General features: G+C 64.6%; 23 protein-coding genes. 12 read left to right on the top strand and 11 right to left on the bottom strand.

All coding sequences use genetic code 11. From position 1 onward, the window contains the following. The first annotated feature begins 1 nt into the window (after position 1). From fbaA to CH273_RS01795, 5 genes are all read left to right on the top strand, one after another. Positions 2-1,024 (top strand): class II fructose-bisphosphate aldolase, encoded by a 1,023-nt coding sequence (fbaA, locus tag CH273_RS01815; RefSeq protein ID WP_032396002.1) that lies wholly within the window; start codon positions 2-4, stop codon positions 1,022-1,024. Between the two features lie 95 nt (positions 1,025-1,119). After that, positions 1,120-1,527: a YciI family protein gene (locus CH273_RS01810; protein ID WP_032396001.1), complete on the top strand. Its 408-nt coding sequence runs from the start codon at positions 1,120-1,122 to the stop codon at positions 1,525-1,527. An 8-nt stretch (positions 1,528-1,535) separates the two neighbouring features. After that, positions 1,536-2,672, top strand: coding sequence for an RNA polymerase sigma factor (locus CH273_RS01805; RefSeq protein ID WP_032396000.1), 1,137 nt, complete (start codon positions 1,536-1,538; stop codon positions 2,670-2,672). A gap of 93 nt (positions 2,673-2,765) precedes the next feature. Continuing rightward, on the top strand, positions 2,766-3,779 hold the full coding sequence (locus tag CH273_RS01800) for an alpha/beta hydrolase (RefSeq protein WP_230596878.1): 1,014 nt from the start codon (positions 2,766-2,768) through the stop codon (positions 3,777-3,779). Between the two features lie 62 nt (positions 3,780-3,841). Beyond that, positions 3,842-4,057 (top strand): hypervirulence associated TUDOR domain-containing protein, encoded by a 216-nt coding sequence (locus CH273_RS01795; protein ID WP_032395999.1) that lies wholly within the window; start codon positions 3,842-3,844, stop codon positions 4,055-4,057. A gap of 57 nt (positions 4,058-4,114) precedes the next feature. On the opposite strand, the gene CH273_RS01790 is transcribed toward CH273_RS01795, so the two are convergent. Beyond that, the gene (locus CH273_RS01790; RefSeq protein ID WP_032396330.1) at positions 4,115-6,103 is read right to left on the bottom strand and encodes a hypothetical protein; all 1,989 of its coding nucleotides are present in this window, start codon (positions 6,101-6,103) and stop codon (positions 4,115-4,117) included. Between the two features lie 41 nt (positions 6,104-6,144). Then, a complete protein-coding gene (locus CH273_RS01785) occupies positions 6,145-7,386 on the bottom strand; it encodes an ATP-grasp domain-containing protein (RefSeq protein WP_032395998.1) in 1,242 nt (413 codons plus the stop codon). Between the two features lie 216 nt (positions 7,387-7,602). On the opposite strand from CH273_RS01785, the gene CH273_RS01780 reads away from it, so the two are divergent. The 3 genes from CH273_RS01780 to CH273_RS01770 all read left to right on the top strand — a co-directional run bounded on the left by CH273_RS01780 (position 7,603) and on the right by CH273_RS01770 (position 9,565). Beyond that, positions 7,603-7,944: a GNAT family N-acetyltransferase gene (locus CH273_RS01780; protein WP_032396329.1), complete on the top strand. Its 342-nt coding sequence runs from the start codon at positions 7,603-7,605 to the stop codon at positions 7,942-7,944. 81 nt (positions 7,945-8,025) lie between these two features. Then, on the top strand, positions 8,026-8,961 hold the full coding sequence (locus tag CH273_RS01775) for a pirin family protein (RefSeq protein ID WP_032395997.1): 936 nt from the start codon (positions 8,026-8,028) through the stop codon (positions 8,959-8,961). A 28-nt stretch (positions 8,962-8,989) separates the two neighbouring features. After that, positions 8,990-9,565 (top strand): hypothetical protein, encoded by a 576-nt coding sequence (locus CH273_RS01770; RefSeq protein WP_052049658.1) that lies wholly within the window; start codon positions 8,990-8,992, stop codon positions 9,563-9,565. Here the strand turns inward: CH273_RS01770 and CH273_RS01765 are convergent. Continuing rightward, positions 9,562-10,515: a DAPG hydrolase family protein gene (locus tag CH273_RS01765; protein WP_230596846.1), complete on the bottom strand. Its 954-nt coding sequence runs from the start codon at positions 10,513-10,515 to the stop codon at positions 9,562-9,564. The two genes, CH273_RS01770 and CH273_RS01765, sit on opposite strands and share 4 nt — an antisense overlap. 60 nt (positions 10,516-10,575) lie before the next feature. Between CH273_RS01765 and CH273_RS01760 the strand changes: the two genes are divergently transcribed. Next, positions 10,576-11,190 carry a TetR/AcrR family transcriptional regulator gene (locus CH273_RS01760; protein WP_052049656.1) on the top strand — a complete coding sequence of 205 codons (615 nt, stop codon included), beginning with the start codon at positions 10,576-10,578 and terminating at the stop codon, positions 11,188-11,190. Positions 11,191-11,205: 15 nt separating this feature from the next. Here the strand turns inward: CH273_RS01760 and CH273_RS01755 are convergent, their stop codons facing one another. From CH273_RS01755 to CH273_RS01720, 8 genes are all read right to left on the bottom strand, one after another. After that, positions 11,206-11,931, bottom strand: a complete 726-nt coding sequence (locus CH273_RS01755; protein WP_045196782.1) for a YoaK family protein — start codon at positions 11,929-11,931, stop codon at positions 11,206-11,208. A gap of 50 nt (positions 11,932-11,981) precedes the next feature. Further along, on the bottom strand, positions 11,982-12,734 hold the full coding sequence (locus tag CH273_RS01750) for a TauD/TfdA dioxygenase family protein (RefSeq protein WP_082322515.1): 753 nt from the start codon (positions 12,732-12,734) through the stop codon (positions 11,982-11,984). Further along, positions 12,731-13,753 (bottom strand): D-alanine--D-alanine ligase family protein, encoded by a 1,023-nt coding sequence (locus tag CH273_RS01745; protein WP_032395996.1) that lies wholly within the window; start codon positions 13,751-13,753, stop codon positions 12,731-12,733. The genes CH273_RS01750 and CH273_RS01745 overlap by 4 nt, the downstream gene beginning before the upstream one ends. Continuing rightward, a complete protein-coding gene (locus CH273_RS01740) occupies positions 13,753-15,039 on the bottom strand; it encodes an ATP-grasp domain-containing protein (protein ID WP_032395995.1) in 1,287 nt (428 codons plus the stop codon). Before CH273_RS01740 ends, CH273_RS01745 begins: the two co-directional genes overlap by 1 nt. Beyond that, positions 15,036-15,815 (bottom strand): O-methyltransferase, encoded by a 780-nt coding sequence (locus CH273_RS01735; protein ID WP_032396323.1) that lies wholly within the window; start codon positions 15,813-15,815, stop codon positions 15,036-15,038. The genes CH273_RS01740 and CH273_RS01735 overlap by 4 nt, the downstream gene beginning before the upstream one ends. A 17-nt stretch (positions 15,816-15,832) precedes the next feature. After that, positions 15,833-17,044: a sedoheptulose 7-phosphate cyclase gene (locus CH273_RS01730; protein WP_032395994.1), complete on the bottom strand. Its 1,212-nt coding sequence runs from the start codon at positions 17,042-17,044 to the stop codon at positions 15,833-15,835. A gap of 61 nt (positions 17,045-17,105) precedes the next feature. Continuing rightward, positions 17,106-17,771: an HAD-IA family hydrolase gene (locus tag CH273_RS01725; protein WP_032395993.1), complete on the bottom strand. Its 666-nt coding sequence runs from the start codon at positions 17,769-17,771 to the stop codon at positions 17,106-17,108. 132 nt (positions 17,772-17,903) lie between these two features. Further along, positions 17,904-19,409 carry an adenylate/guanylate cyclase domain-containing protein gene (locus CH273_RS01720; RefSeq protein WP_052049654.1) on the bottom strand — a complete coding sequence of 502 codons (1,506 nt, stop codon included), beginning with the start codon at positions 19,407-19,409 and terminating at the stop codon, positions 17,904-17,906. Between the two features lie 153 nt (positions 19,410-19,562). Between CH273_RS01720 and CH273_RS01715 the strand changes: the two genes are divergently transcribed. The 3 genes from CH273_RS01715 (at position 19,563) to CH273_RS01705 (ending at position 23,206) form a co-directional block, all read left to right on the top strand. Then, positions 19,563-20,468, top strand: coding sequence for an AurF N-oxygenase family protein (locus CH273_RS01715; protein WP_045200329.1), 906 nt, complete (start codon positions 19,563-19,565; stop codon positions 20,466-20,468). Between the two features lie 44 nt (positions 20,469-20,512). Then, positions 20,513-22,009, top strand: coding sequence for an FAD-dependent oxidoreductase (locus tag CH273_RS01710; RefSeq protein WP_032395991.1), 1,497 nt, complete (start codon positions 20,513-20,515; stop codon positions 22,007-22,009). 99 nt (positions 22,010-22,108) lie between these two features. Further along, on the top strand, positions 22,109-23,206 hold the full coding sequence (locus CH273_RS01705) for a ferredoxin reductase (protein WP_176459128.1): 1,098 nt from the start codon (positions 22,109-22,111) through the stop codon (positions 23,204-23,206). The last annotated feature ends 20 nt before the right edge of the window (positions 23,207-23,226 follow it).

Genomic DNA, 23,226 nt, shown 5'->3' with positions numbered 1-23,226 from the left:
CATGCCGATTGCCAGTCCGGACCAGTACGCCGCCATGCTGGATCGCGCCAAGGAGGGCGGGTTCGCCTACCCGTCGATCAACGTCACCGGTTCACAGACACTCAACGCAGCCCTTCAGGGCTTCGCCGAGGCCGAGAGCGACGGGATCATTCAGGTATCGGTCGGCACGGCGCTCTATCTGTCCGGCAATGCGGTGCAGAACCGCTTCGCCGGCTCCAAGGCGCTCGCACAGTACGCCCACGAAGTGGCGCAGCACTATTCGATCTCGGTGGCGCTGCACACCGATCACTGCCCAGCCGAGAATCTGGACGACTGGGTGCGGCCCCTGCTGGCCGACGCCATCGACCGACGCGGACGCGGACTCGACCCGCTCTACCAATCGCACATGTGGGACGGCTCGGCGGTGCCGCTCGACGAAAACCTGCGTGTCGCTCGGGAATTGCTCGATCTGTCGATGCAGGCGAACACGATCCTCGAAATCGAGGTCGGCGTCATCGGCGGCGAGGAGGACGGCGTCTCGCACGAGATCAACGAACAGCTGTACTCGACCGTCGACGATGCTCGGGCCACGATCGCCGCGCTCGGCGCCGGTGAGCGCGGTCGCTACATGACCGCCCTGACCTTCGGCAACGTGCACGGTGTCTACAACCCAGACTCGGTGCACCTACGCCCGGAAATCCTCGCCGAGATCCAGGCCGTCGTCGGAGCCGAGACCGGTAAGGACAACCCGTTCGATCTGGTGTTCCACGGTGGATCGGGATCCAGCGCAGAAGATATCGCCTCCGCGGTCGCGAGCGGGGTGATCAAGATGAACATCGACACCGACACCCAATACGCGTTCACCCGGTCCATCGCCGGGCACATGATCAGCAAGTACGACCAAGTCCTCAAGGTCGACGGCGAGTACGGCAACAAGAAGGCCTACGACCCGCGATCGTGGGGCAAGCCGGCCGAGACGGCGATGGCGGCTCGGGTGGTCGAGGCGACGCAGATGCTGGGCTCGGCAGGTCGCACGATGCGCTGAGAGTCTTTTTGGTCGAACGTGTCGAAATCTGCGGACCGGTTCCGTCCCAGGGTCGAATGCGGCAAGAATGGCCGCATCGGACGACAGGAGACACCATGGCCGAGTACCTCATGCTCAAGCACTACCGCGGAGCCCCCGAGCCTGCCGACTGGATCCCGATGGACCGGTGGACACCCGCCGAAGTGCGCGACCACATCGAGTTCATGCAGGACTTCGCCGCCGAACTCGAGAAGACCGGCGAATTCGTCGACGCGCAAGCTCTGGCCCCGGAGGGAACGTGGGTGCGCTCGGATGGGGAAGGGAAGCCTCCGGTCACCGATGGCCCGTTCGCGGAGACGAAGGACCTCATCGCAGGCTGGATGGTGATCGACGTCGACTCCTACGAACGCGCGCTCGAGCTGGCAGGGCAGCTGTCGGCAGCGCCCGGTGCCGGTGGGAAGCCGATCGACGAGTGGCTCGAACTGCGTCCGTTCATGGAGGCACCTCCCACCATCGCCGACTGACGACCGTCGTGGATCCACGGATTCTGCGGGAACTGACGCCCGCGGTGATCGGCGTTCTCGTCCACCGCGGAGCAGATTTCGCGGCGGCCGAGGATGCTGTGCAGGAAGCGATGCTCGAGGCGATCTCGACGTGGGTCTCCGAAGCACCGACCGACCCGAAGGGCTGGTTGGTCACCGTTGCCTGGCGGAAATTTCTCGACGCGCAACGCTCCGAGAACGCGCGACGAGCACGTGAGGATCGAGTCGCCGCCCAACCGGATCCCGGCAGTGTCGGCGGCGTCGACGACACGTTGCAGTTGTTCTTCCTGTGCGCGCATCCCTCGCTCGGTCCCGCGGCAGCGGTGGCACTGACTCTGCGTGCCGTCGGGGGATTGACGACGCGGCAGATCGCGCAGGCATACCTGGTGCCGGAGAAGACCATGGCGCAACGCATCAGCCGAGCCAAGCGCACGGTGCGCGACGTGCGTTTCGACGCCCCCGGTGATGTGGGGACGGTACGACGGGTGCTGTATCTCGTCTTCAACGAGGGGTACACCGAGGACATCGATCCGGCGGCCGAGGCGATTCGGTTGGCCCGGCAGCTGGCCAGGTTGTCCGACGACGAGGAAACGGCCGGACTGTTGGCGCTGATGCTGCTTCACCACGCACGCCGTTCGGCCAGGACAGGGCCCGACGGTCACCTCATTCCTCTCGCCGAGCAGGATCGATCTCGTTGGGATACAACGCTGATCGCGGAGGGAGTGCAGATTCTGCAGACTGCGCTCGCCCGAGATCGGTTGGGAGAGTTCCAGGCGCAGGCGGCCATCGCCGCCCTGCACGCCGACGCGTCGCGTGTGGAGGAGACCGACTGGGTGCAGATCGTCGAGTGGTACGACGAGTTGCTCGCTCTCACAGGCAGTTCCGTCGTGCGGCTCAATCGAGCGGTGGCGATCGGGGAGGCCGACGGTCCGGCGGCGGGGCTTGCGGCACTGGGCGAGGTCGATTCGGCCGTCCCGCGGCACACAGCAGCGGCCGCGTACCTGCACGAGAAGTCCGGCGATCTGCAGCGTGCCGCCGAGTTGTACGTGCAGGCAGCCGAGAGGGCGTCGTCGATGTCCGAGCGGCACCACCTGACGCTGCAGGCCGCGCGGATCCGGGCCGAGTGAGCCCCCCTGGGAGCAAGCGAACGGACCGATCGGTTTCGTAATCCGATCGTTAGCGGTAGGAAGCGAAATTCGTGCGACCCTCGTGTGGTGCTGATGCTGCGTGTGGGGCAGAAGAGGAAGAAGCGGACTCGATCCGCTGCGGTCGTGGCGGCTGCGGCGGTGGCGTCGATGCTGATGACCGGAGCGTCGGTGCAGGCGCTGCCGGGGAACACGGGGTCGGCCGACGCGGCTGCGGGCGCCGTCGGCATCCATCAGGTGTCGGCGACCCGAGCGGTACTGAACGTGTTCTCCCCGTCCATGAATCGCGTCGTATCCAACGAGGTGCTGCATTCCCCCGACGACGGACCAGCACCCACTCTCGTGCTGCTCAACGGCGCGCTCGGCAACGAGGACGGCGTGGGCTGGCTCAACAATTCCGGCGTCGAGAAGTTCTTCCTCGACAAGAAGGTCACCGTGGTGGCACCGATCGGTGGCCGGTTCAGTTTCTACACCGACTGGCAGACAACGGATCCGGTGCTCGGCAGCAACAAGTGGCAGACCTACCTCACCCGCGAACTGCCCGCCGCCGTCGACGCAGCCTACGGATCGACCGGCAGGCGCGGCGTGGCAGGGCTGTCGATGAGTGGTGGTCCGGCACTCGACCTCGCGATCCAGGCCCCGGACGTGTTCGACGCGGCCGCGTCCTTCAGTGGATGTCCGGCACCGTCCACTCCGCTTGCCACGGCGGGTATATCGGCGATGATCGCCGGCGGACTCAACAATCCCTTCAATATGTGGGGGCTACCGGGAAGCCAGGGATGGCGCGATCACGACCCATCGCTCAACGTCGAGCGGCTGCGCGGAACCGCGGTGTACGTCAGTTCGTCCCGCGGACTCCCGGGGCCTGTCGATCGCATTCCCGAAGGCGCGATCCCGCCCTTCGGAGGGATGGCGGTCGAAGCGATGGTCAACCACTGCACGTCGATCTTCGTCGACGCTCTGCGCCGAGCCGACGTGCCGGCGACGGTGTCCATGCGCGAGGAGGGCGCGCACACCTGGCCGCTGTTCGAGGATCAGCTACGCGAGGCGTGGTTCACCACGCTGGCACCTGCTCTGGGAACCAGGTGATTGCGCCGACACCGGCGCGGGTACGCGTCGGTGGATAACACCGACGAAGGGACGACTCGAACATGTCGAAGGACGAATTGCACAAGGGCGACAAGGTCGAATGGCAGACCCACGGAACGAAGACCGAGGGCGAAGTGGTGGAGAAGATCACCTCCGATACCGAAGCCGCAGGCCGGACCGTGAAGGCATCGAAGGACGACCCGCAGTACCGGGTCGAGAGCGACAAGTCGGGTAAGGACGCGGTGCACAAGCCGGACGCGCTCGACAAGAAGGACTGACGACACACGGCTCTTCCGATGCACCCGAGTGCGCGGCCTCGGGTGCATCGGAGGATCTCAGGCCTGAGGCACCGAACGTTCTGCGCCCCAACTCCGTTCGATGTAGCCTCGGATCCGCTCGATGTCCTCGGCCGGGATTCTCTCCGGCTCGCCGTGCTCGAGTGGATCGGTGTGGAAGATGTAGAGCCGTGAGGCGAACTGGTCGAACGGCAGCGAACCTTCGCCTGCGCGTTCGCCGTTGCCCGCCGTACCCACCACGACGCCGTCGCCCCAGTCCTGCCCGCTGTCGTTGTTCGGGTTGAAGAAGTACACCCGCATGACACCGTCGGGGTCTGCGGACACCCGCAGAATCGTGATGGCGTGCCACCCCACATACCGTGCCGCACTGTCGGTTACGGCCACACCGGCCGGTTGTGGATGGATCAACGGTTGGTGCCCGTTGTACTCCGGGTGGTACGCGGCGTAGAACTGCCGCAGGAAGACGTCCAGGTCCACGAGATTGCCGGTCGCGACGTCGACGTCGATGTGGAATTCGCGTGCCGACCACCAGCCGTGGAATTCCGGGTTGACCCAGCGGTGCGGATCACCGGGACGATCGGCACAACGCCGGACCATCTCGGCGTAGATGCGATCGAGGTGCGGAACCAACAACAACGACGCGGGATCGAGGTCAACCGGATCGGACGTGGCGACGCCGCTGACGCTCTCGGTCGACGAGATCGACTGCCCCTCGAAGTGCATGACGATCTCCTCGTCACGCGCCGCCCACACCACCATCTGCAGCAGGTAGTCGGGATCGTTGTAAGCCCACATCGACAACGCCCGCGCCGACTGACACGTCGGGTTGTCCCCCTGGCCGACGCCCAGGGGCTGCCCGAGCATCGAGAGCAAACCCCCGAGCAAGCGTGACTCCGGCGCGGGGACGGGCCCGAACGAGGTGATCAGTCGCTCCCGCACCGCAGGAGCGAGTTTCAGCGAGATCTGGCGCCACAGGGACGGCACGATCGGCGGCTGATGCAGAATTCCCCGATCGAGCAGCAGCGCCAATCCGTAGAGGCACTGCGCGGTCTCGGGATACACCGTCTCCTCGATGAGGCGATGAACCAGTTCGGGATACCGCGTCAGGCAGGTCCGGCCGGTATCGGACAGACCGAGCGCCTCGGGCAGAACATACGAGTAATGGTCGACGAGATACTGCGTCAGCGTCGCGTGGTACGGCGAGACCAGACCGGTGTCGTGCATGGCCCGCGCGAATCCACGGGCCTCGAACTGCAATGCCTCGACGTCCATCGCCTCGAGCCGAGACCGGTACACCTCGACGCCCGGGTCCTCGCGGCAGGCATCGGTGGTGCCGAACAGCGCCGTGATCAATCGATCGAGGCCCTGCCCGGAGTTGCCGAGGTCCACGGTCGGGTCGTCGCGATAGATGGCGATGCGCGTGACCATCGCCTTGATGGTGTCCACCTGAATCGGACGCTGGCGCAGAATCCGCCAGATCTCCTCGACCAACTCGTCGAGCACGCTGTCGTACCCGATCTGCTGCGCGACGTAGCCGAACAGATCACGAATCAAATGCGCTGTGCGGCCCAATCGAACTCGCTCCGACTCCGACGGCGGTGTGAAGAGCACGTCGAGGTTGAGTGCGAGAACCTGCGAGAGAAATCGCCGAGCCTCCTCGGCGGTCACGGCAGGATGCTCGTACTCACCCGCGACGATCGCGATCATGCGCAGTTCGCTGGTCGCCTCGAGCACCACGGTGTCGTCGTTGCCGCTACGCAGGCTCGGCCCCACGAACGCCGGGACGAGAATGTCCGGCTGGGCCCAGTCGGTACCTGCGAACAGTCCGGCCTGCTCGAGCATCGCGGCTCGTTCGCGAATTGCGCTGCAACCGCCGGGCTGCAACAACACTCGATGCAGGCCGTCGAGCACCCGCCGTACCTTGGTGTTCTTGCTGAACTCGGGTGCTCCGGCCAGCGCCTCGGTGGCGTGGTCCAGCTGGGCCAGCCGTGACACCAGAGCCTTGTCGACCGGTGCAGAGTCGTTCATCGTCTGCGTCGATGGTTCGTGGTCGTTGCCGAGTTGCTGCTTCACACGTAGAAGTCCAGTTCTTCCTGTTGCCTGAGCAGATCACGCATTCGGTACGGGTCCTCGCCGAAGAAGTACAGCAGGCCCCAGTGAGTACCGAATGCTGTTCTCTTGGTGACGGTTTCCTCGACCGGAGCGGACAGGTCGTTGGTCTCGTAGTAGTCGTCGTCTGCGGTGACATCGGGGATGACGAGATCGCTGACGACGCGTCGCCGCGGGTAGACGCCGAAGCATCCGGCGTGACCGGTGGCGTCGACCACCTCTCTCGGGAAGAAGGCGTCGATCTCCTCCTCGGTGGTCTTCGGGTCGAACGCCAATGCCAGGCCCTGGTACGCGTTGAAGCCGTAGGCGCGCTCGAGCAGCTCGAAGACTTTGAAACCCGGTGGCCGGTAAGCGACTTCACCGAAGTACATCTCGCCGTCGCTGGTGACGAAGTACTCGGGGTGAATGAAACCGAACTCGATGTCGAAGGCCTTGATCAGCTTCTCGATCTGCACCGTGATCTGCTCGCGGTACTTCTCCAGTTCCGGTGTGGCCGGGACGAACACCGAGTAACCGAGCCTGACGTACTCGGAGATGTTGAGGAACTTGATCTTGCCGTTGTGAATCCATGCTTCGACCGCGAATTCCCAGCCGTCGAGGTGCGATTCCATCAGCGCCGGAAATTCCTCGTCGGGAATGGAGTCGACCTCGTCAGGGGTGCGAATGACGCGGTGGCCGAGGCAACCGGCCTTGTCGAAGGCCTTCACATGAATCGGGTCGTTGGGATCGCCGTCGAGCTTGAGCAGCGTCTGGTTGACACGCTTGAGGAATCGAATGACGTCCTCACGGTCGTGGGCTTCCTCGAAGATGCCCACTCGAATGCCGCCGAGCTGAGCACGGCGCTTCATCAAGGACTTGTCGCGCAACAGCATTGCCTGACCGAACAGGCGTGGGTTGCCGAGCAACACCGAGTTGATGGCACCGGCCCACTCCACTGTCTCCTCGTACAACGGAATCGCGACGTCGACGCCCTTGGCCTGCAGGGTCTCGGCGATTTCCAGCGAGCGATCGTTGAGTCGCTCGAAGTTCCACGGGAGGTACGGAATGTCGTGCTCGGTGCAGTACGCCTCGGCCCACTCCGGGGCGACGACCACGTAGCGCCGATCGAACTTGTCCAGTGCTTCCACTGCGGCCAAACTCCAGCCCAGCAGGGCCACGAAACCTTTGTTCGGGTCTTTCTCCAGCCTGTCTGGCCGAGCCATGAAGTTCCTTCCCCTTGATGATTCATCGGTCGAGGTCCTTCGCTCCACCGTACAGAGGCGCAAACGGTCGCTCGGCACCCCTGTCGGTGACGGTGGATCACGAACCCGCCGTACGCAGGTGCTCGGTGCGGTTCACGATCGACAGATCTCCGCCGATCGTGCACGATCGTGACCGACGAGGTGCGGTGCGCGCCTACCGGGAACGAGGAGTGCGGAATGACGGTCGACAAAACCGGTGCCGAGGTCGAGATCTCCCAGCAGGCGGACCGTTTCACCGTCTCGGTGGAGGGTTCGCAGGTCGGCTTCACCGAGTTCGCCGACGACGAGCAGGGCAGACGCATCTTCTTCCATACCGAGGTCGACGCAGCCTACGGCGGACGTGGTCTGGCAACGATTCTCGTGCAGCAGGCGCTCGACGCCACCCGTTCCGACGCCAGGCGAATCGTTCCGATCTGCGAACTGGTGGCCGCCTTCGTGGGTAAGCATCGGGAGTACGACGACATCGTCGAACCGGTCACCGACGAGATCCGGCAGTGGCTGGCCGACCGGCAGGGCTGACCGCGGGAATACCGTCGAACACCGCCGGGTTGAAGCGCGTAGAGTAGTTGCAGAGTCAACTACATTGCCGAAAGGGAGCCCATGCCCGCAGTGACGGTCGACAACATCCTCGCGTTGCCCCGCATCCCCATGCCCGACGCCACCGCCGTCCCCCGGCCGGTCCGGTCGGTCACGACGGCACCGACGGGATACGAGGGGGAGGGCTTTCCCGTTCGCAGGGCATTCGCCGGACTGGACATGTCGTCCCTCGACCCGTTCATTCACATGGATCAGATGGGCGAGGTGAATTACGCGCCCGGTGAGCCGAAGGGGACGCCGTGGCATCCGCACCGCGGGTTCGAGACGGTGACTTACATGATCGACGGGATCATGGAGCACAAGGACTCCCACGGCGGCGGCGGAATCATCAGCGGTGGCGACACCCAGTGGATGACGGCGGGCGGTGGCATTCTGCACATCGAGGCTCCGCCCGAGCATCTGGTGATGTCGGGCGGGCTGTTCCACGGTGTGCAGCTCTGGGTCAATCTGCCGCGCGAGAACAAGATGGCGCATCCGCGTTACCAGGACATCACCGGGAGCAAGGTGGCGCTGGCGTCGAGTCCGGACGGCGGTGCGCTGGTACGTGTCATCGCCGGCGAGATCGCCGGTCTGCAGGGGCCGGGTTCGACGTACACCCCGATTGCGCTCTCGCACAGCACGATCGCGCCGGGAGCGGCGCTGACGCTGCCGTGGAATCGAGAATTCAACGCACTCGTCTATGTTCTCGCGGGAGAGGGCACGGTGGGCGCGGAGAAGCGTCCGATCAGGATGGGGCAGACGGCACTGTTCGGCCGCGGCGACACCATCGAGATGTCCGCATCCGCGGTGGGGGAGTCGCTCGAGGTGTTCGTTCTGGGTGGCCGGCCGATTCGGGAACCCGTCGCGATGGCAGGCCCGTTCGTGATGAACACCAAGTCCGAAGTGCTGCAGGCGTTCGAGGACTACCAGGCCGGTCGGCTCGGAGTCCCCGTCGAATAATCGCGCCTACCGTGCAACGATCTCCGGCATGAGCGACGCAGAACCCGGTATCGGTGGAACACGGCTGTACAGCCGATTGGTCACCCGCGCGGACGGCCCGCTCGAGCCCGCGCGGGCGGCCAGGAGGCTTTCCGCCTACGTCTACGGAAACATCCTGGTCCTCGCGGCGGTCGCAGCATCGACGCCGAGCTCGATCGAGCACGGAACGGCGGCTGTCCTGGTTCTGGCCACTGCGGTGACGACGTTTCTCGCGCATGTGTTCGCGGATTTCGTCGCGGGCAGTCAGATCCCCGAAGCCCACGGTGATGCCACCGACGAGCAACGCAAGTTCAAGGCCGTCGAGGAATTTCGCGATGCCGTTCCCATCCTGAGTTCCGGCACCGTCCCTGCGTTGATGCTGGCCCTCGGTTGGTTGTCGGTGCTCCCGGGCCAATGGTCGGAACTGCTGGCCGGCGCAGTGATCGTGGTGCGCATCGCCACGATTCAGATGGTCACCCAGCGAATTCGCGGCAATCGCTTGACCTTCCGTGCCTTTCTGGGTGGCCTGGCCACCGCTGCGGTTGCTGCGTCGATCGTGCTGGCGAAGGTGTTCCTGGGGCACTAGCTCCCGAACTCGGCGTACAACTCCGGTAGGAAGCCCGCGAGATGGTTCATCTCCTGTCCGCAGTGCAGCAGGAGGTCTCGGGCGAGATCGAGGCCAAGAACGAGGTCCGTCGGGTCCACCGACGCCCCACGGCCGACGGCGCACGCGGCCTGCTTGACGTCCGGTACGTGGAGCCCTCGTAGGTTCAGGAAGAAGCGGCTACGCATCTCGGCACCACCGTCGACAGGGCGCACCTGGTGGGCCAGCCATCCCAGATCCACCGGTGCGATGGAACTGCCCACTCGGCCGAAGACGATCGTCTGATCTGCGGGAACGTCGAATCCGTGCGCGATCGGATCGCGAAAGGCAATGCCCAGCTGCTGCAGCTTCGGACCGACGTATTCGTCCACGAACGTCGTGTTGCCGATGTACTTGGCCTTGTCGGGAATGTCGAGTGACGTTCGATCCTCGGCGAAGTCCGCGTAGAGGTGGGCATCGGGATGCCACAGCTTGTATCGCGCGGCCTCGGTGGAATGCCAGCCGAACCACCAGTCCCACATCGCTGCCGTCACGCGCGGCATCACCGTACGGACCGCCACGAACGTCACCCCGTCGGCGCGGCGACCGTATCCGGTCTCGATCGTGGAGTAGCCGGTGGACGCGAGATCGGTTGTGATCGCATCGAATCCGGGGATCGACTCGGGCGCGAGGGCAGGTCCCGCGTAGGCGTCCGCGACGACCGCCGGTGCGGGCGTCGTCCTCGGTGCCATGTATCGGGCATACGGCAGGTTTCGATCGGCCTCGCGGTAGCCCTGGTAGCGCTCGGTGCACTGGCCGCCCGAGCCGGTCGCCGGGGCAGCTGCCGCCTTGGCGACCGGGCCGACGACGGCGATGGTGGCCGCGGCAGCCGCTCCGATCATGATCTGGCGTCTGGTGGGCCCCCGGCCCGTGTTCCCCCCGATGCTCAACATCGGTTGAGACTAGGTCTCGGAATCGACGGATGTCAACGGCCTGGCACTACACTGCGCGGTATGAGGTCGGCACACTCCAAGGACGACGAGTCGAGAGTGCGTCGGCGCGACGAGATCGCCACTGCCGCCATCGAGGTGCTCGCCACGCAGGGGCTGCGCGGCTTGACCCACCGGGCGGTGGACGCCGCAGCGGGACTCGGCCCCGGATCGGTGAACTACCACGCGCCCACCCGGAGTCGGCTGCTTCACCTGGCTCTCGGTCAACTGTTCGTCCGCGATTTCGAGGTTGCCGGAGCGACGTTCGGCACTCTGGTGGACGTCAAACCGCTCACCGTCGACGTTGTGATATCCCACATCATCGACTTCATCGACGCCATGACATCGGCAGACGCGGTCAAACGGGTGATCGCGCGCCACATCATGCTCGGCGAGGCGCAGCACGACGACGAAATCCGCGAGTTGTTCGACAGTCAACGTGCCGCATTCGTCACCTACACCCAGTGGATCGTCGCCTCGCTGGACTCCGAGGATCCGCCCTCCGACGCCGAAACTCTCGTAGTGATGATCGAAGGTCTCGTTCAGCGGCAAGTGCTGATCGGATCGCGACTTTCCCCCACCTTCATCGAGCAGATGTTGCGCAAGATCATCGTGGCCTCGCCGTTGGTCGAGGGCTGACCGGGGGACGTTGCTTCACCCCAGCAGCGTGCGACGCTCGGTGTGGGTGAAGGTGAAGATCGTTGCGCCGAAGCTGAGCAGTGCGGTCAGAAGCAGCACCTGGGGTCCGGTGATGACGACGCCGATGAAGGCTCCGATCGCTCCGCCCAACGCGAACGATCCGAGAAGGGCTGTGTAGCACAGCCAGTCGTAGCGCGTTCCCCCGCCGAACAGGTGCCGTTCGATACCCTGGCCCAGCTTCACCAGCGTTCCGGTGACGTAGCTCAGCGGAATGTAGGTCTCTTCCTTCTTCGTGAACGCGGTGTTCAGTGCGCCGAGTGCGAAGGCCACCAACAGAATCGGGTAGAAGTTCACGTTCGCCGACGACCATCCCGAGATGGCGATGTCGATGGCTCCCGCTCCGGCGAGCGCGATCGTGGTCAGCACCGTTGCTCCGTGGGGATGGTTCGACCAGTACCGACGGCGGCAGATCGACGAGATCACCACCCCGGCCAGAAAAGAGCCCATGAGCGCGAGAGCCGCTATCGGTGAGGCGCCCGGGGTGACCTCCTTGCCCTCGGGGTGCCCGAAGTGCCCGACGACAGCACGTTCGGTGTTGCCGGTCATGAAGGTCACGAAGTAGCCGGCAGAATGCAAGAACGCCACTGCGCCCACCATCCCGGCCAGTCCGGACAATATCCAGGACAGACGAGCTTCGGGACCGACTGCTGTGTCGCGGCTGATTGCCACCGGAGAAGTCATGACTCGATTCTCCTGGCTACGGGCGAACCGGCAAATCTTTGAGTTGTCAATCACATAACCGACGCCGATTCACCATTCGCCACCATTCCGCGATGCATCACCCTGTTTCCCACGACTCCGCTGTGATCGGCTCGATGCATCACACATCGGTTGTCCCACATCACCACATCGCCGGGTGCCCACGCATGCCGCAACAGGTTGGTTTCGCGAGTCGAGTGCTCGAACAGCACTCGCACGGTCTCGTGCGCCTCCTCGGAGGACATTCCACTGATCGCGACGCACCGCGCCGGTGCCGACAACGCCAGTGCAGTGCGCCCGGACACGGGATGCACTGCGAACAGGGGATGTTCGGCACTGGAATCGGTGTCCGACGCCACCCCGGTCACGCGATGCGTCACGGTTCGTCCGGCCAGGTTCGCTTTCAGGTCGGCGGGCAGTGTGTCGTAGGCCTCGTACTGATCGCTGAACAGCGTGCTGCCTCCGGCTTCCGGTACCTCGACCGCACGTAACGCGGTGTAGGCAGGCGGATTCGGCACATACGTGGTGTCGACGTGGAACGTCGACTTCGGCGGTGTGGTTCGGCCGACGTTGCTGATGACGTTCAGATCGGGGAAGCCCGGCACCGGCGTCTCGCCCTCGGTGAACATCATGTCGCCGAACCGTCGGAGAAACGCCAGGAAACCCGCGTCGTCCAAGGGCTGCTCGCGCAGAATCAGCACGCCGTGTTCGGCCAACAGCGCTCGCAGTTCTTCGGTGTCGGTAGAGCTCAGGTCCAGCTCGGTGATCTCGATTCCCAACGTCACGAGGACAGCTCCTTCACCGACAGTTCGTCGAGCGATCGTGCGAACAGTTCCTCGACGGCGATGCCCGCCGCCGAGGCCATCACCGCGAGCACGCTCGACGGCGAGTACGAGCAGTACAGGCCGGCCTCGAGGAACCACGGCTCCCCGTCGGGGTCGATTCGGAAGTCGAAGAGACCGTAGTGTCGGCAGCCGAGAGAGCGATAGCACGATCGTGCTGCGGCCCAGACCTTCTCGGTGATCGGATCGGAGACGTCGACCATCCACGCCTTGGTCTGCTCCTTCGCGACCAGGTACAGATCTCCGTCCGAGGTGCGATTCAACTTGTCGGCGCTGGTGCGGATCGACTCGACGGCGTACTCCTCGAGCGGAAGACAGATCAGCTCGTCGCCTCGGGCGATGATGCCGCAACGTACCTCCCGACCGAGTGGAACGTACGACTCCACCAGTGCCGCAGACGAGTACGCCAGAGCCTCGCTCACTGCGGTTGCCAGACGGTCGGATTCGCGAACGAGCGCGACGCCCATCGAGTTGTCCGAGTCCACCGGCTTGACGACCACGGGCAGATCGACGTCGATGTCGTCGCCGCAGCGGACCACCACCCCGGTGGGTACGGCGACCCCGGCCGCAGCGACGACGGCTCGGGCACGGGCCTTGTCCGCCGTCATCGCCATCACATCAGGACCGTTGCCCACGTACGGCACGCCCAACAGATCGAACAGACTGCGGTACGTCGTCATCCCGGGCAGGCAGAACATCTGCGGCACCATGACGTCGAAATGCCACGACGACATGATTTCCACTGCCTGTGCCAACGACATCTGCTGCGCCGCAGCCACACTGGCGGCATCGATCGCGCCGGGGAAGCTCCAGAGCCCACCGGGGGAGACGAACGCCACCTCGAAGCGGTAGTCGGGACTCCCGCCGAGCGCGTCGAGGAATCCGCCCGCGTACACCCGTGACAGATCGCAATGGAACTCGTCCACCGACGATCCGACCAACACCAGTACCGACAGGGTCATCAGTCGCCTCCGTTCTCCACGAGTTTGCCGATGTTGAAGTCGATGCGCGACCAGCCACGTCGTGCCAGCAGATTGCGCAGCAACAGGGACGGGATCTGGAGGTGGTGTACGAGAAAGTACGGCAGAGGATCCCATCCGGTCAGGATGGCGTCCTTGCCGCGGAAGATGCTGCGAAGGCGAGCTTTTCGGTTGCCCTCGGAGAACAAGCGCCATATCTCGTGGTAGACCCAGTAGGTCGGCCGAGCCGTCGGACGCGGCACGATCACCGGGTGGCCGTCGTCGAGATACGCGGCCGCCAGGTCGGGATGGTCGTAGAACATCGTGATGGCCGAGTGGGTGCGGGGGTTGCATTCGATCGCGTAGATGTGGCCGTCGGCGGCGGATTCTATGAAGTCGAACGACAGCTGGCCGGTCACGTCCAGAGAAGAGACGAATGTTTCCACCCAGCGCAGGATGTCCGGCTTGTCCACCATCTCGTAGTTGACCTGGAACGCCGAGGACACGCAACAGCCGTACACCTGCAGCCGACCCTGGCGTACCGTGCCGTGCGTGCAGTACTCCTGACCGGCGATGAACTCCTGCAGAATCCACGGATCGTCGTCCGTGATGTGCAGGCTCCTGGCGAACGACGAGTTCCGCTCCGGTGTGCGTGCCGACAACCGCGTCAGGTCCATTCGCCCGACCGGGTTGTACGAGATCCGTTTCAGGATGTATTCGCGACCCGGCGGAAACTCGAAGTCGTCGATCTGGGCGGGATCGGTGATCCGCCGGAAGTCGGGCACGCGAAGTCCCAACGATGTTGCGTGCTCGGAGAATCGAGACTTGTCGTCGACCATTCGCACGGTGTCCGCGTCGCCGTGGATCACTTCGCAGTGCGGGTCGAGCACGGCCCTGGCGTCTGCGTCGTGAATGCTCGCCGCAGGGCTGGCCACGGGGACGAAGACATCGACGTTCTCGCGTCGAACGATGTCCAGCAGAGCCTGCGCGTATCCCGGGGCACCCGGATCGGGTACACAGTGAAATCGGTCGACGGCCCGGGAGAACCGGTGGCCGGTGAAGCGGTACTTGGCCGATTCCACCAGGATCACCCGATGCCCGGCGAGGTGAAAGGAGCGAGCGAGCTGCAGTGCCTTGGTCATCTTGCCGCCGCTGATCAGCACCGTTCTGGGTGACTCGGATCGGCGGGTGGGCGGCGCAGTGCCACCGATCGCGGCCACCGCCGTCGCCGCGAGGTCGACGGGCAGGGTGGCCGCGAGACCGAGCAGCGCGGCAACCGTACGAATCATGTTCGACGGATGAGCGTGACGCCGTCGCGCAGAGGAAGCAGAACCTGCTCCACGCGAGGGTCGTTCGCTACGTAGTCGTTGAATTCTGCGACGGCCCTGCCGTTCTCGGTGGGCTGTTCGCTGTACGGCTGGCCCTGCAGCAGGGTGTTGTCGACCGCGATCACGGCGTTCTCGGCGAGCAGTTCGCTACCGAGCAGATACTCCACGTAGGCGCGGTACCCGGTTTTGTCGGCGTCGATGAACACCAGGTCGAAGCGACCGTCGAGCCGTCGAAGGGTCTCCAGTGCCGGACCGACCTCCACCGTGATGGACGAGCCGGCAGGTGATTCCGCGAAGCAGGACTGCGCGAACTCGGCCACGTACGGATCCACCTCGCACGCGACCACCTCACCGCCTGCAGGCAGAGCCTCGGCCATCGCCAGTGCCGAATAGCCGGTGAACATACCGATCTCGAGTACCCGCTTCGCCCCGGTCATGTGCACGAGAAACGCGAGGAAGCGTCCCTCCACGTGGCCGGAGAGCATCTCCATCTCCAGGGGCCCCGAGCCGGAGACCACGTCGCGTGATCTCCAGTCCTCGGTGCGGGTCCGCGACGCCAGTGTCGCCAGCGCTGCGGATTGGGAGGTGGTACAGGTGTCGAGATACGGGTCGAGTCCCGCTGCGAGATCGCGGGCTCGATGAACACGGGTGGTCAGCTCGTCGGTCACCCCGGCGCCGGCGTCGAGCAGATCTGCTATCTCGCTCAGCTCACGCGCCAGAATGGTCGTCGGGGTCACCGGTCGCGGGGCCTTCGTCACGGCGTCGGCGCGGTGAACATGTCGAGGCCCTCGCCTGCCCGGGGGAAGTCCAGGCAGATCTTCTTGTGCAGCGTCAGGACATCGGCCAGCTCCGATGCGTCGAGGTCGTTGAGGAAGCGGCACGTGCCGATCGGATCGGGCACCGCGGCACGCAGGATCCCGTCGCGTGTCTTGAGGATCGATGCCGTTGCCTCGGAAAGCAATTCGGGTGTCAGGTACGGGCTGTCCAGGGCCAGGCCGATGCTGGACATCACACCGAGTACGCGATCGCGGTCGGCCGTGGACAGATGTCCGCGTTGCTCGGCGACGGTCGTCGAGAGCGCCATGTCGATGTTGATCGCGTGACCGTGGAAGAACGGTGCAGGCGGGGTCAGCTCGAGCGTCGGACTCCAGGTGTGACCGAAGGCGATGACGCGATCGAGATCGATCTCGTGCAGATTGGGGGCCTCGAGTTCGAGCATCGTCGCGATCGCCGAGTAGGTCAGTTTGTCTGCGACCGAACGTAATTCCGCTGTTCCGTCGAGATGGCCGAATCGGGTTCGCAGCAGTTCGGGCCCGTACTGTTCGAGCATCTCGAAGATTTCCAAGTTGCCGACCACGGAGATCTTGATCAGCTCGGCCATGCCGTTGCGCACCTGGTCCTCGGGCAGCGTGCCGAGGAACGAGAAGTCCAGCAGCACCTTCTGTGACGCGTGGTAGGCACCGAGGCGGTTCTTGTGCTTTCCGTAGTTGACGGCCACCTTGATGGACACGCTTGCATCGATCAAGCCGATCAGGGTGGTGGGAATGCGGATGTACGGGGTGTTGCGGCGGTAGCTGGCGCACGCGAATCCTGCTACGTCCGTTGTCAGTCCGCCGCCCACCACCAGTACCGGCTCGGTGCGGACCAGACCGAATGCATCGAACTCACCCACGATGCGCTCGAAGGTCTCCAGCGACTTGGCGGTCTCCGCGATGTGCACCGGAACCACCGTCAGCGCGATCTCGTGGTGATCGAAGTATGCGCTGATCCGGTCGCCGTAGATGTCGTGCACCGCTTCGTCGACGACCATCAGCGCGCGACCGTACGGCCGGTAGCTGTCGGCCAATTCGGTGTTCTCGATCGCGAACACCCCGTCGACGTAGATCAGGTCGTACTCGATGCGCTCGTATCCCTCGACGCGAAACGACCTGTCCCCGGCAACGACCTGGGCCTGAAGATTGCTCACTGGTTACTCCTGGAGGATTGGATGAAAAGGTCAGACAAAACGCGCGCTCCGCAGGTCGGGCTCAGGCGGAGAGCAGAGCTCGGACGCGCTCGGGATCGAGTGCATCTACGGTCTCGGTGGCCGAGTCGAATTCGGTGCCCGCAGTGTTCTCGTTGGGGAATGCCACACAGGTGATGCCCGCAGCCGCTGCCGCCTGGACACCGCCGGCGTTGTCTTCGATGGCCACACTGTCGGACGCGTTCTCGCCCAGCGTCTTCAGCGCGTACTGGTACGAGGCGGGGTCGGGCTTTCCCGGCTCGACCGAGGTGGCGTCGACGATGACGTCGAACGAGTCGGCTGTGAGTTCGGGAGACAGAGCCGCGAGGAGCGCGTCGATGTTCTCTCGCGAGGTCGTCGTCACGAAGCCGACTTTGAGGCCGTTCGCTTTGGCGGAGTCGATCGTGTCGGCGACTCCCGGACGTGTCTTGACGTCGGACTCGCCGATCAGTCGTTGGAAGATCTCCGATTTGGTGGCGTGTACTGCCGCGGCGTCCACCTCGGTACCGGTCTCGGACGCGTATTCGCTGATGCGGTCGGCACCACCGTTCGAGCCGAGCATGGCCCGGTAGTCGTCCCGGGACCAGTTCCAGTTCAGATCGTGCGCTGCGAACGCCTCGTTGAACGAGCGACGCTGCAGTTCGGACGTGTCGACGAGTGTGCTGATCGAGCCGAACAGAATTGCGGGCATGGTTGCCTTTCGGAGCGAGAGACGTTGTACCAGTCAACGTCTCGCGTAAGCGCGATGGGGTGAGTTGGTTCGGGGGGTATGCCCCATCGGAGTCGAACGGGAAACCTTCGAATTTTTTCGGCCGAGCGATCGTCAGCGGGGCCGCACGGGTGCAGCCAGAATGGTCGGTGTCGAGCGGCCGCGCAGTGTCACCGTCTCGCCCGTCGTCCAGTGCGTGCGTTCGTCGTCGGATGCGTGATCGAGCACCGTCGACGACGTCAGCACATCGGTGTCGGGGTCATCCTTGGCGAGATCGGTGAGCCGGGCCGCCTGGTTCACCGTGTCGCCGATGACGGTGTACTCGAAACGCGACTCGGCGCCGATGTTGCCTGCGATGACCGATCCGTACGTGACTCCGATGCCCAGCTCGTAGTCGCCGTCGATGGACAGTTCGGCCGCCAGGGTGCGCGCGGTGCGTAGTGCGGCGGTCGCGGGATCCGGGTGATCGACCGGAGCACCGAAGATCAGCAATGCGGCATCACCCTCGAACTTGTTGACGAATCCGCCGCCTCGCTCACCGTGCTCCACGACGACCGCGAAAAATCGATTGAGCCAGTCCACCACGGCTTCGGCCGATTCTCGTTCGGCGCGAGCCGTCGAACCCACGAGATCGACGAACAGCACCGCCACAGTCCGATTCTCGCCGCCGAGGCGGGGTGCGCTCGCGAGCGCTCGTTGGGCGACGTCCTGGCCCACGTGGCGACCGAACAGCGATCGGAGACGTTCGCGCTCGTCCAGTCCGACCACCATCTTGTTGAACCCGTTCTGCAAACGGCCGATCTCGGAGGCGTCGTAGACGTCGACACGGGTATCGGTCGCCCCGGCTTCGACGCGTTGCATGGCGCTGCTGACCTGCTGTAGCGGGTCCGAGACGGAGCGTCCGACCAGAAACATGCCGCCGAATCCGACGACCAGGGCAACCGCGGAGAGCGACACCATCGCGGGGGAAAGATCGACGTCGGGAGGGATGACGGTGTCGATCAACCTGCCGAGTCCGATGAGGCCCAACCCGAGAACGGGAATCGCTGTGCTCAGGACCCAGATGAGAACGACACGAAGCCGAACACCGAGAGCTGCGGAATCGGTGACCGCACCGACGTCCATCACCGCGGCTGTGATCGGGCGAAGAGTTCGTTCGGCCACCAGGTAACCCAGCGAGCACGTTGCCAAGCCGCCGAAGCTGACGGCGATCGCCACGATGATCGACAGCGCGGCACCGGCCGACGCATTGACCGAGACGAACACCGCGACGCCGAGCGCCCACAGCAGAACGTGGACGCCGAGTTGGCGCAACGGCAGTCGGACGACGGCGATCGCGGTCTCGTCCGTCGGTGTTCCTCCGGTGTGCAGCCACCGAATCAGGAGTGCTGCGACGCGGAGCCCGAGCCCGATACCGATGGCGATCGCGACCGGTAGGTACACGAAAAACGCCAGGTAATTTCGGTCCGACAGGATCTCTTCGGAACCGACCGGCAGCGGCAGGACGAAGCGCGCCAATACGAACACGATGACGGCCCCGATGGCGTTGGCCGACACCATTCCCACCGCGTACAGACGCATGGGTCTGCGTTCGAGGGCAGATCGCAGGGCGGCGATCACCGGTGGTTCTCCGTGTTCGGCACGCTCGAACTCTAGGGGTCCGGCGAAAAGAATCCAGGAACCTCTGCCCGAACGACTACCTGTGTCGCTGAGTACCTGGTAATCTCCGTAACAGTTACCTACAGCTTTTCGACGATGGAAGGAACCACGGCGATGACCAGCACACTGTCCCGGAACGACGTTCTCGAGCCGGAGGACGTTTCCGCTCGTCTGCTCGATTCCGCCGCCCAGCTGTCCTACGATCCGTCCGAGGAAGTCGACTGGGAAGCCGACCTCGATCCCTCCCTCTACGGACTCAATCCGGAGTGGAGCACCCTGTACGGGACGAAGCTGTGGGACGAGATGAGCGAGGAGCAGCGCATCACGCTCACTCGCCACGAGGTCTGCTCCATCATGAGCACCGGTATCTGGTTCGAGATGATCCTGCAGCAGATGGTTCTGCGCGATCAGTACTGCAAGGACTCGTCGAACTCCGACTTCCAGTTCGCGCTCACCGAGATCGCCGACGAGTGCCGTCACTCGATCATGTTCGCCCGCGCCTGCCAGAAGATGGGCATCAAGGCATACCTGCCGCGTCGATCGAGCATCGAACTCGGCCGCGGCTTCAAGGCTCTCGCGTCCGCCGAGGTCGCCTACGGCGGCATCCTCGTCGCCGAAGAGGTGCTCGACGTCATGCAGCGCGACTGGATGCGCGGCGAGAACGTGCTGCCACTCGTGCGCACCACCAGCAAGATCCACGTCGTCGAGGAATCACGGCACATGACCTTCGCGCGCGCTCAGATGCGTGAGGAGATCGCCCAGAAGAGCCCGGCTCGCCGCAAGACCAGTGCGCTCGTCGTCGCGATCGCTGCTCGGCTGATCGTGTCCAACATGGTCAACAAGGAGGTCTACGCAGCAGCGGGCCTCGACGTCGACCGCGCGGTGAAGGAAGCGAAGAACAACGCGCACCACCACACGATGATGCGTACTTCGAGCGAGCACCTGATGGCATTTCTTCTCGACTGCGGTTTGATCACCAAGCCGGCCGAGATGATCTACCGTCGCTTGCACATGCTCTGATCGCACCGCTCCCGCTCGAGGCCGTGAAGGACATCCGATAACCCATGCCGTTCGCGATCACGCAGAACTGTTGCAACGACGCATCCTGCCTGTCGGTGTGTCCGGTCAATTGCATTCACCCGACACCCGACGAGCCGGACTTCGGTAAGACGGAACTGCTCTACATCGATCCGCGCTCGTGCATCGACTGCGGAGCCTGCGCCGACGCGTGTCCGGTGGACGCGATCACGCGCGTCTCGAGACTGACGCCGGATCAGCAGATCTATGCCGACATCAACGCCGACTACTACAAGGACAAGCCCGCCGTGGCCGAGTGGGGCGCGCCCCGATTCCCGGTGGCGACGGTCAACGACCTACCGCCGATCGACATCGCCATCGTCGGAACCGGGCCTGCGGCCTGCTACACCGCTCAGGCGTTGCTGAGGGTGCCCGGCACCAGCGTCACCTTCTACGACCGGCTGCCTGTCGCGGGCGGTCTCGCCCGCTACGGCGTCGCTCCCGATCACCTGGGTACCCGACGCATCAGCGAGCACTTCCGTGGGATCTTCGCCCATCCTCGGGTGACGATGAAGCTGGGCGTCGAGGTCGGCAAGGACGTCGACCACGTCGAACTGGCCCGCAAGTTCGATTCGGTGGTCTACGCCGTCGGTGCCGACAAGGACCGGGCCCTCGAGATCCCCGGTATCGACCTCGACGGATCCGTCAGCGCGCGCACCCTGGTGGGCTGGTACACCGGCCACCCCGACGTTCCCGCCGACACGATCGATCTCGCCGGCGTCGACCGCGTCACCGTCATCGGAAACGGCAACGTCGCGCTCGACGCGGCTCGTATCCTCACCGCCGACCCGGATGGGCTCGACGGAACCGAGATCGCCCCGCACGCGCTGGCCGAGCTGCGTCGCCATCGGGTGAACGAGGTCGTCGTCCTCGCCCGTCGTGGCCCCGAGTTCGCGGCGTTCACCCGTTCGGAATGCAAGGCGCTGGTCGACCGCGTCGGCGTCGACGTCGTCGTCGCAGGACCGGACGGAATCGTCGACGCGATCGATCGCCTGCCGTTGTCCGCTCCCGCATCGGCTCTTGCCGGGGCGACGCGAGTCGAGCTGGGATCTACTGCGCAGGGCCGGCGCATCGTGTTCGCGTTCGGCCGGGCACCGGCTGCTCTGCACGGAAGCGGCTCGGTGGAGTCCATCGAGGTAGGGGTGGGTGAACACGCGGTCACTCTCTCGTCGGAGCTGGTGCTGCTCGCGATCGGATACCGCGGAACTCCGTCACCGGGCATCCCGTTCGACGACATCACCGGCACCATTCGCAACGAGGGTGGTCGTATCACCGCCGCCGACGGCACTCCGGTTCCAGGCTGTTACGTCGTCGGTTGGGCCAAGAGAGGTGCCACTGGTGGCATCGGCGACAACAAGATCGACGCCGAGGAAACCGCCGAAGCGCTGCTGGCCGACGTGCCGACACGCGGGTCTGCGCGTCCGCTCGGGTGGTACGGAAAAGTGAGCGCGGCCCTGGGCGACCGCGTCTCGCGAGTGCGCTGACCGGCCGGTATCGCTCGGTTCTGTTCACCTTGTGTAGCAGTCTCATTCGAGTCTGAGCGATTCGGATGTGCAGCGCGGCGCACAGGGTTACCGTTGAGTATGGCTGAACGGGGGGCCAAGCCCCAGGTTTCTTTTGTGAGACGGACGATGCTGCGCGCAGTCCGATCGTTGTTCAATCCGCTCCGGCCCGACGACTACCTGTCGATGATCAATCCGCTGTGGACCACTCGCGAACTTCGAGGGAAGGTCGAGCGGGTGGTTCCGGAGGGGTCGGAGGCCGTCTCGGTGTACATCCGTCCAGGTTTCGAGTGGCAGGGCCACACGCCCGGGCAGTACGTCCGACTCGGAGTGCTGATCGACGGTCGGTACCACTGGCGGGCGTATTCGATCACCTCCGATCCGGATCCGGTGGACGGCCTGGTCAGTGTCAGCCCCAAGCTGGTGCCCTCGGGCACTGTCTCGCCGTACCTGGTGGGCACCATCAGAACGGGCGATATCGTCCGACTCAGCGAAGTCGAGGGTGAGTTCACTCTGCCGAGCCCGATTCCGGAAAAAATGGTCTTCATCAGCGCGGGCAGCGGGATCACGCCCATCATCAGCATGTTGCGCGCCCTCGACCACCACGATCAGGTGACCGATGCAGTCGTGGTGCACTCGGTGCACAACCGCGAGCAGTTGATGTTCGCGGACACGCTCGACGAGCTCGAAGCCAAGCACGCCGGGCTCACGGTGAAGTTGCGGATCACCAGCGACGAGGGGCGGATGAAGGCCTCCGAACTGGACGAGCTGGTTCCGGATTGGCGTGAGCGTGAAGCATTCTGCTCCGGCCCGGGTGAACATCTGGACGATCTGCGCTCGTACTGGAAAGACCAGGGCGACTACGACAGATTCCATCACGAGAGCTTCCAACCGGTTATCGGCGGCGGAGACGACGCGGGCGAGGGCGGCACCGTGCGCTTCCTCAACAGCAAGAAGGACGTCGAATGCGACGGCGGCACAACCATTCTCGCCGCAGGTGAAGAAGCCGGGTTGGATCTGACCTACGGCTGCCGCATCGGCATCTGCCACACCTGTGTAGGTACCCTCAAAAAGGGGCGTTTACGTGACCTACGTAACGGGGATATCTCCGAACCTACGGGGCAAGCGGTTCGGATCTGTGTCAACACCGCCGAGGGCGACATCGAAATCGAACTCTGATCAACCATCGAACAGGGGAA

This window comes from Rhodococcus sp. 05-339-2 (genome assembly GCF_002258965.1).
GTDB lineage: Bacteria > Actinomycetota > Actinomycetes > Mycobacteriales > Mycobacteriaceae > Rhodococcoides.
The sequence above is the reverse complement of the archived record's forward strand: the minus strand, read 5'-3'. Positions and strand labels throughout refer to the sequence as shown.

What these genes read in the sequence shown, in the direction of transcription:
- fbaA (WP_032396002.1), top strand. Translation starts at nt 2, where the DNA reads ATGCCGATTGCCAGTCCGGACCAGTACGCCGCCATGCTGGATCGCGCC.
- CH273_RS01810 (WP_032396001.1), top strand. Translation starts at nt 1,120, where the DNA reads ATGGCCGAGTACCTCATGCTCAAGCACTACCGCGGAGCCCCCGAGCCT.
- CH273_RS01800 (WP_230596878.1), top strand. Translation starts at nt 2,766, where the DNA reads ATGCTGCGTGTGGGGCAGAAGAGGAAGAAGCGGACTCGATCCGCTGCG.
- CH273_RS01795 (WP_032395999.1), top strand. Translation starts at nt 3,842, where the DNA reads ATGTCGAAGGACGAATTGCACAAGGGCGACAAGGTCGAATGGCAGACC.
- CH273_RS01790 (WP_032396330.1), bottom strand. Translation starts at nt 6,103, where the DNA reads ATGAACGACTCTGCACCGGTCGACAAGGCTCTGGTGTCACGGCTGGCC.
- CH273_RS01785 (WP_032395998.1), bottom strand. Translation starts at nt 7,386, where the DNA reads ATGGCTCGGCCAGACAGGCTGGAGAAAGACCCGAACAAAGGTTTCGTG.
- CH273_RS01780 (WP_032396329.1), top strand. Translation starts at nt 7,603, where the DNA reads ATGACGGTCGACAAAACCGGTGCCGAGGTCGAGATCTCCCAGCAGGCG.
- CH273_RS01775 (WP_032395997.1), top strand. Translation starts at nt 8,026, where the DNA reads ATGCCCGCAGTGACGGTCGACAACATCCTCGCGTTGCCCCGCATCCCC.
- CH273_RS01770 (WP_052049658.1), top strand. Translation starts at nt 8,990, where the DNA reads ATGAGCGACGCAGAACCCGGTATCGGTGGAACACGGCTGTACAGCCGA.
- CH273_RS01765 (WP_230596846.1), bottom strand. Translation starts at nt 10,515, where the DNA reads ATGTTGAGCATCGGGGGGAACACGGGCCGGGGGCCCACCAGACGCCAG.
- CH273_RS01760 (WP_052049656.1), top strand. Translation starts at nt 10,576, where the DNA reads ATGAGGTCGGCACACTCCAAGGACGACGAGTCGAGAGTGCGTCGGCGC.
- CH273_RS01755 (WP_045196782.1), bottom strand. Translation starts at nt 11,931, where the DNA reads ATGACTTCTCCGGTGGCAATCAGCCGCGACACAGCAGTCGGTCCCGAA.
- CH273_RS01745 (WP_032395996.1), bottom strand. Translation starts at nt 13,753, where the DNA reads ATGACCCTGTCGGTACTGGTGTTGGTCGGATCGTCGGTGGACGAGTTC.
- CH273_RS01740 (WP_032395995.1), bottom strand. Translation starts at nt 15,039, where the DNA reads ATGATTCGTACGGTTGCCGCGCTGCTCGGTCTCGCGGCCACCCTGCCC.
- CH273_RS01725 (WP_032395993.1), bottom strand. Translation starts at nt 17,771, where the DNA reads ATGCCCGCAATTCTGTTCGGCTCGATCAGCACACTCGTCGACACGTCC.
- CH273_RS01715 (WP_045200329.1), top strand. Translation starts at nt 19,563, where the DNA reads ATGACCAGCACACTGTCCCGGAACGACGTTCTCGAGCCGGAGGACGTT.
- CH273_RS01710 (WP_032395991.1), top strand. Translation starts at nt 20,513, where the DNA reads ATGCCGTTCGCGATCACGCAGAACTGTTGCAACGACGCATCCTGCCTG.
- CH273_RS01705 (WP_176459128.1), top strand. Translation starts at nt 22,109, where the DNA reads ATGGCTGAACGGGGGGCCAAGCCCCAGGTTTCTTTTGTGAGACGGACG.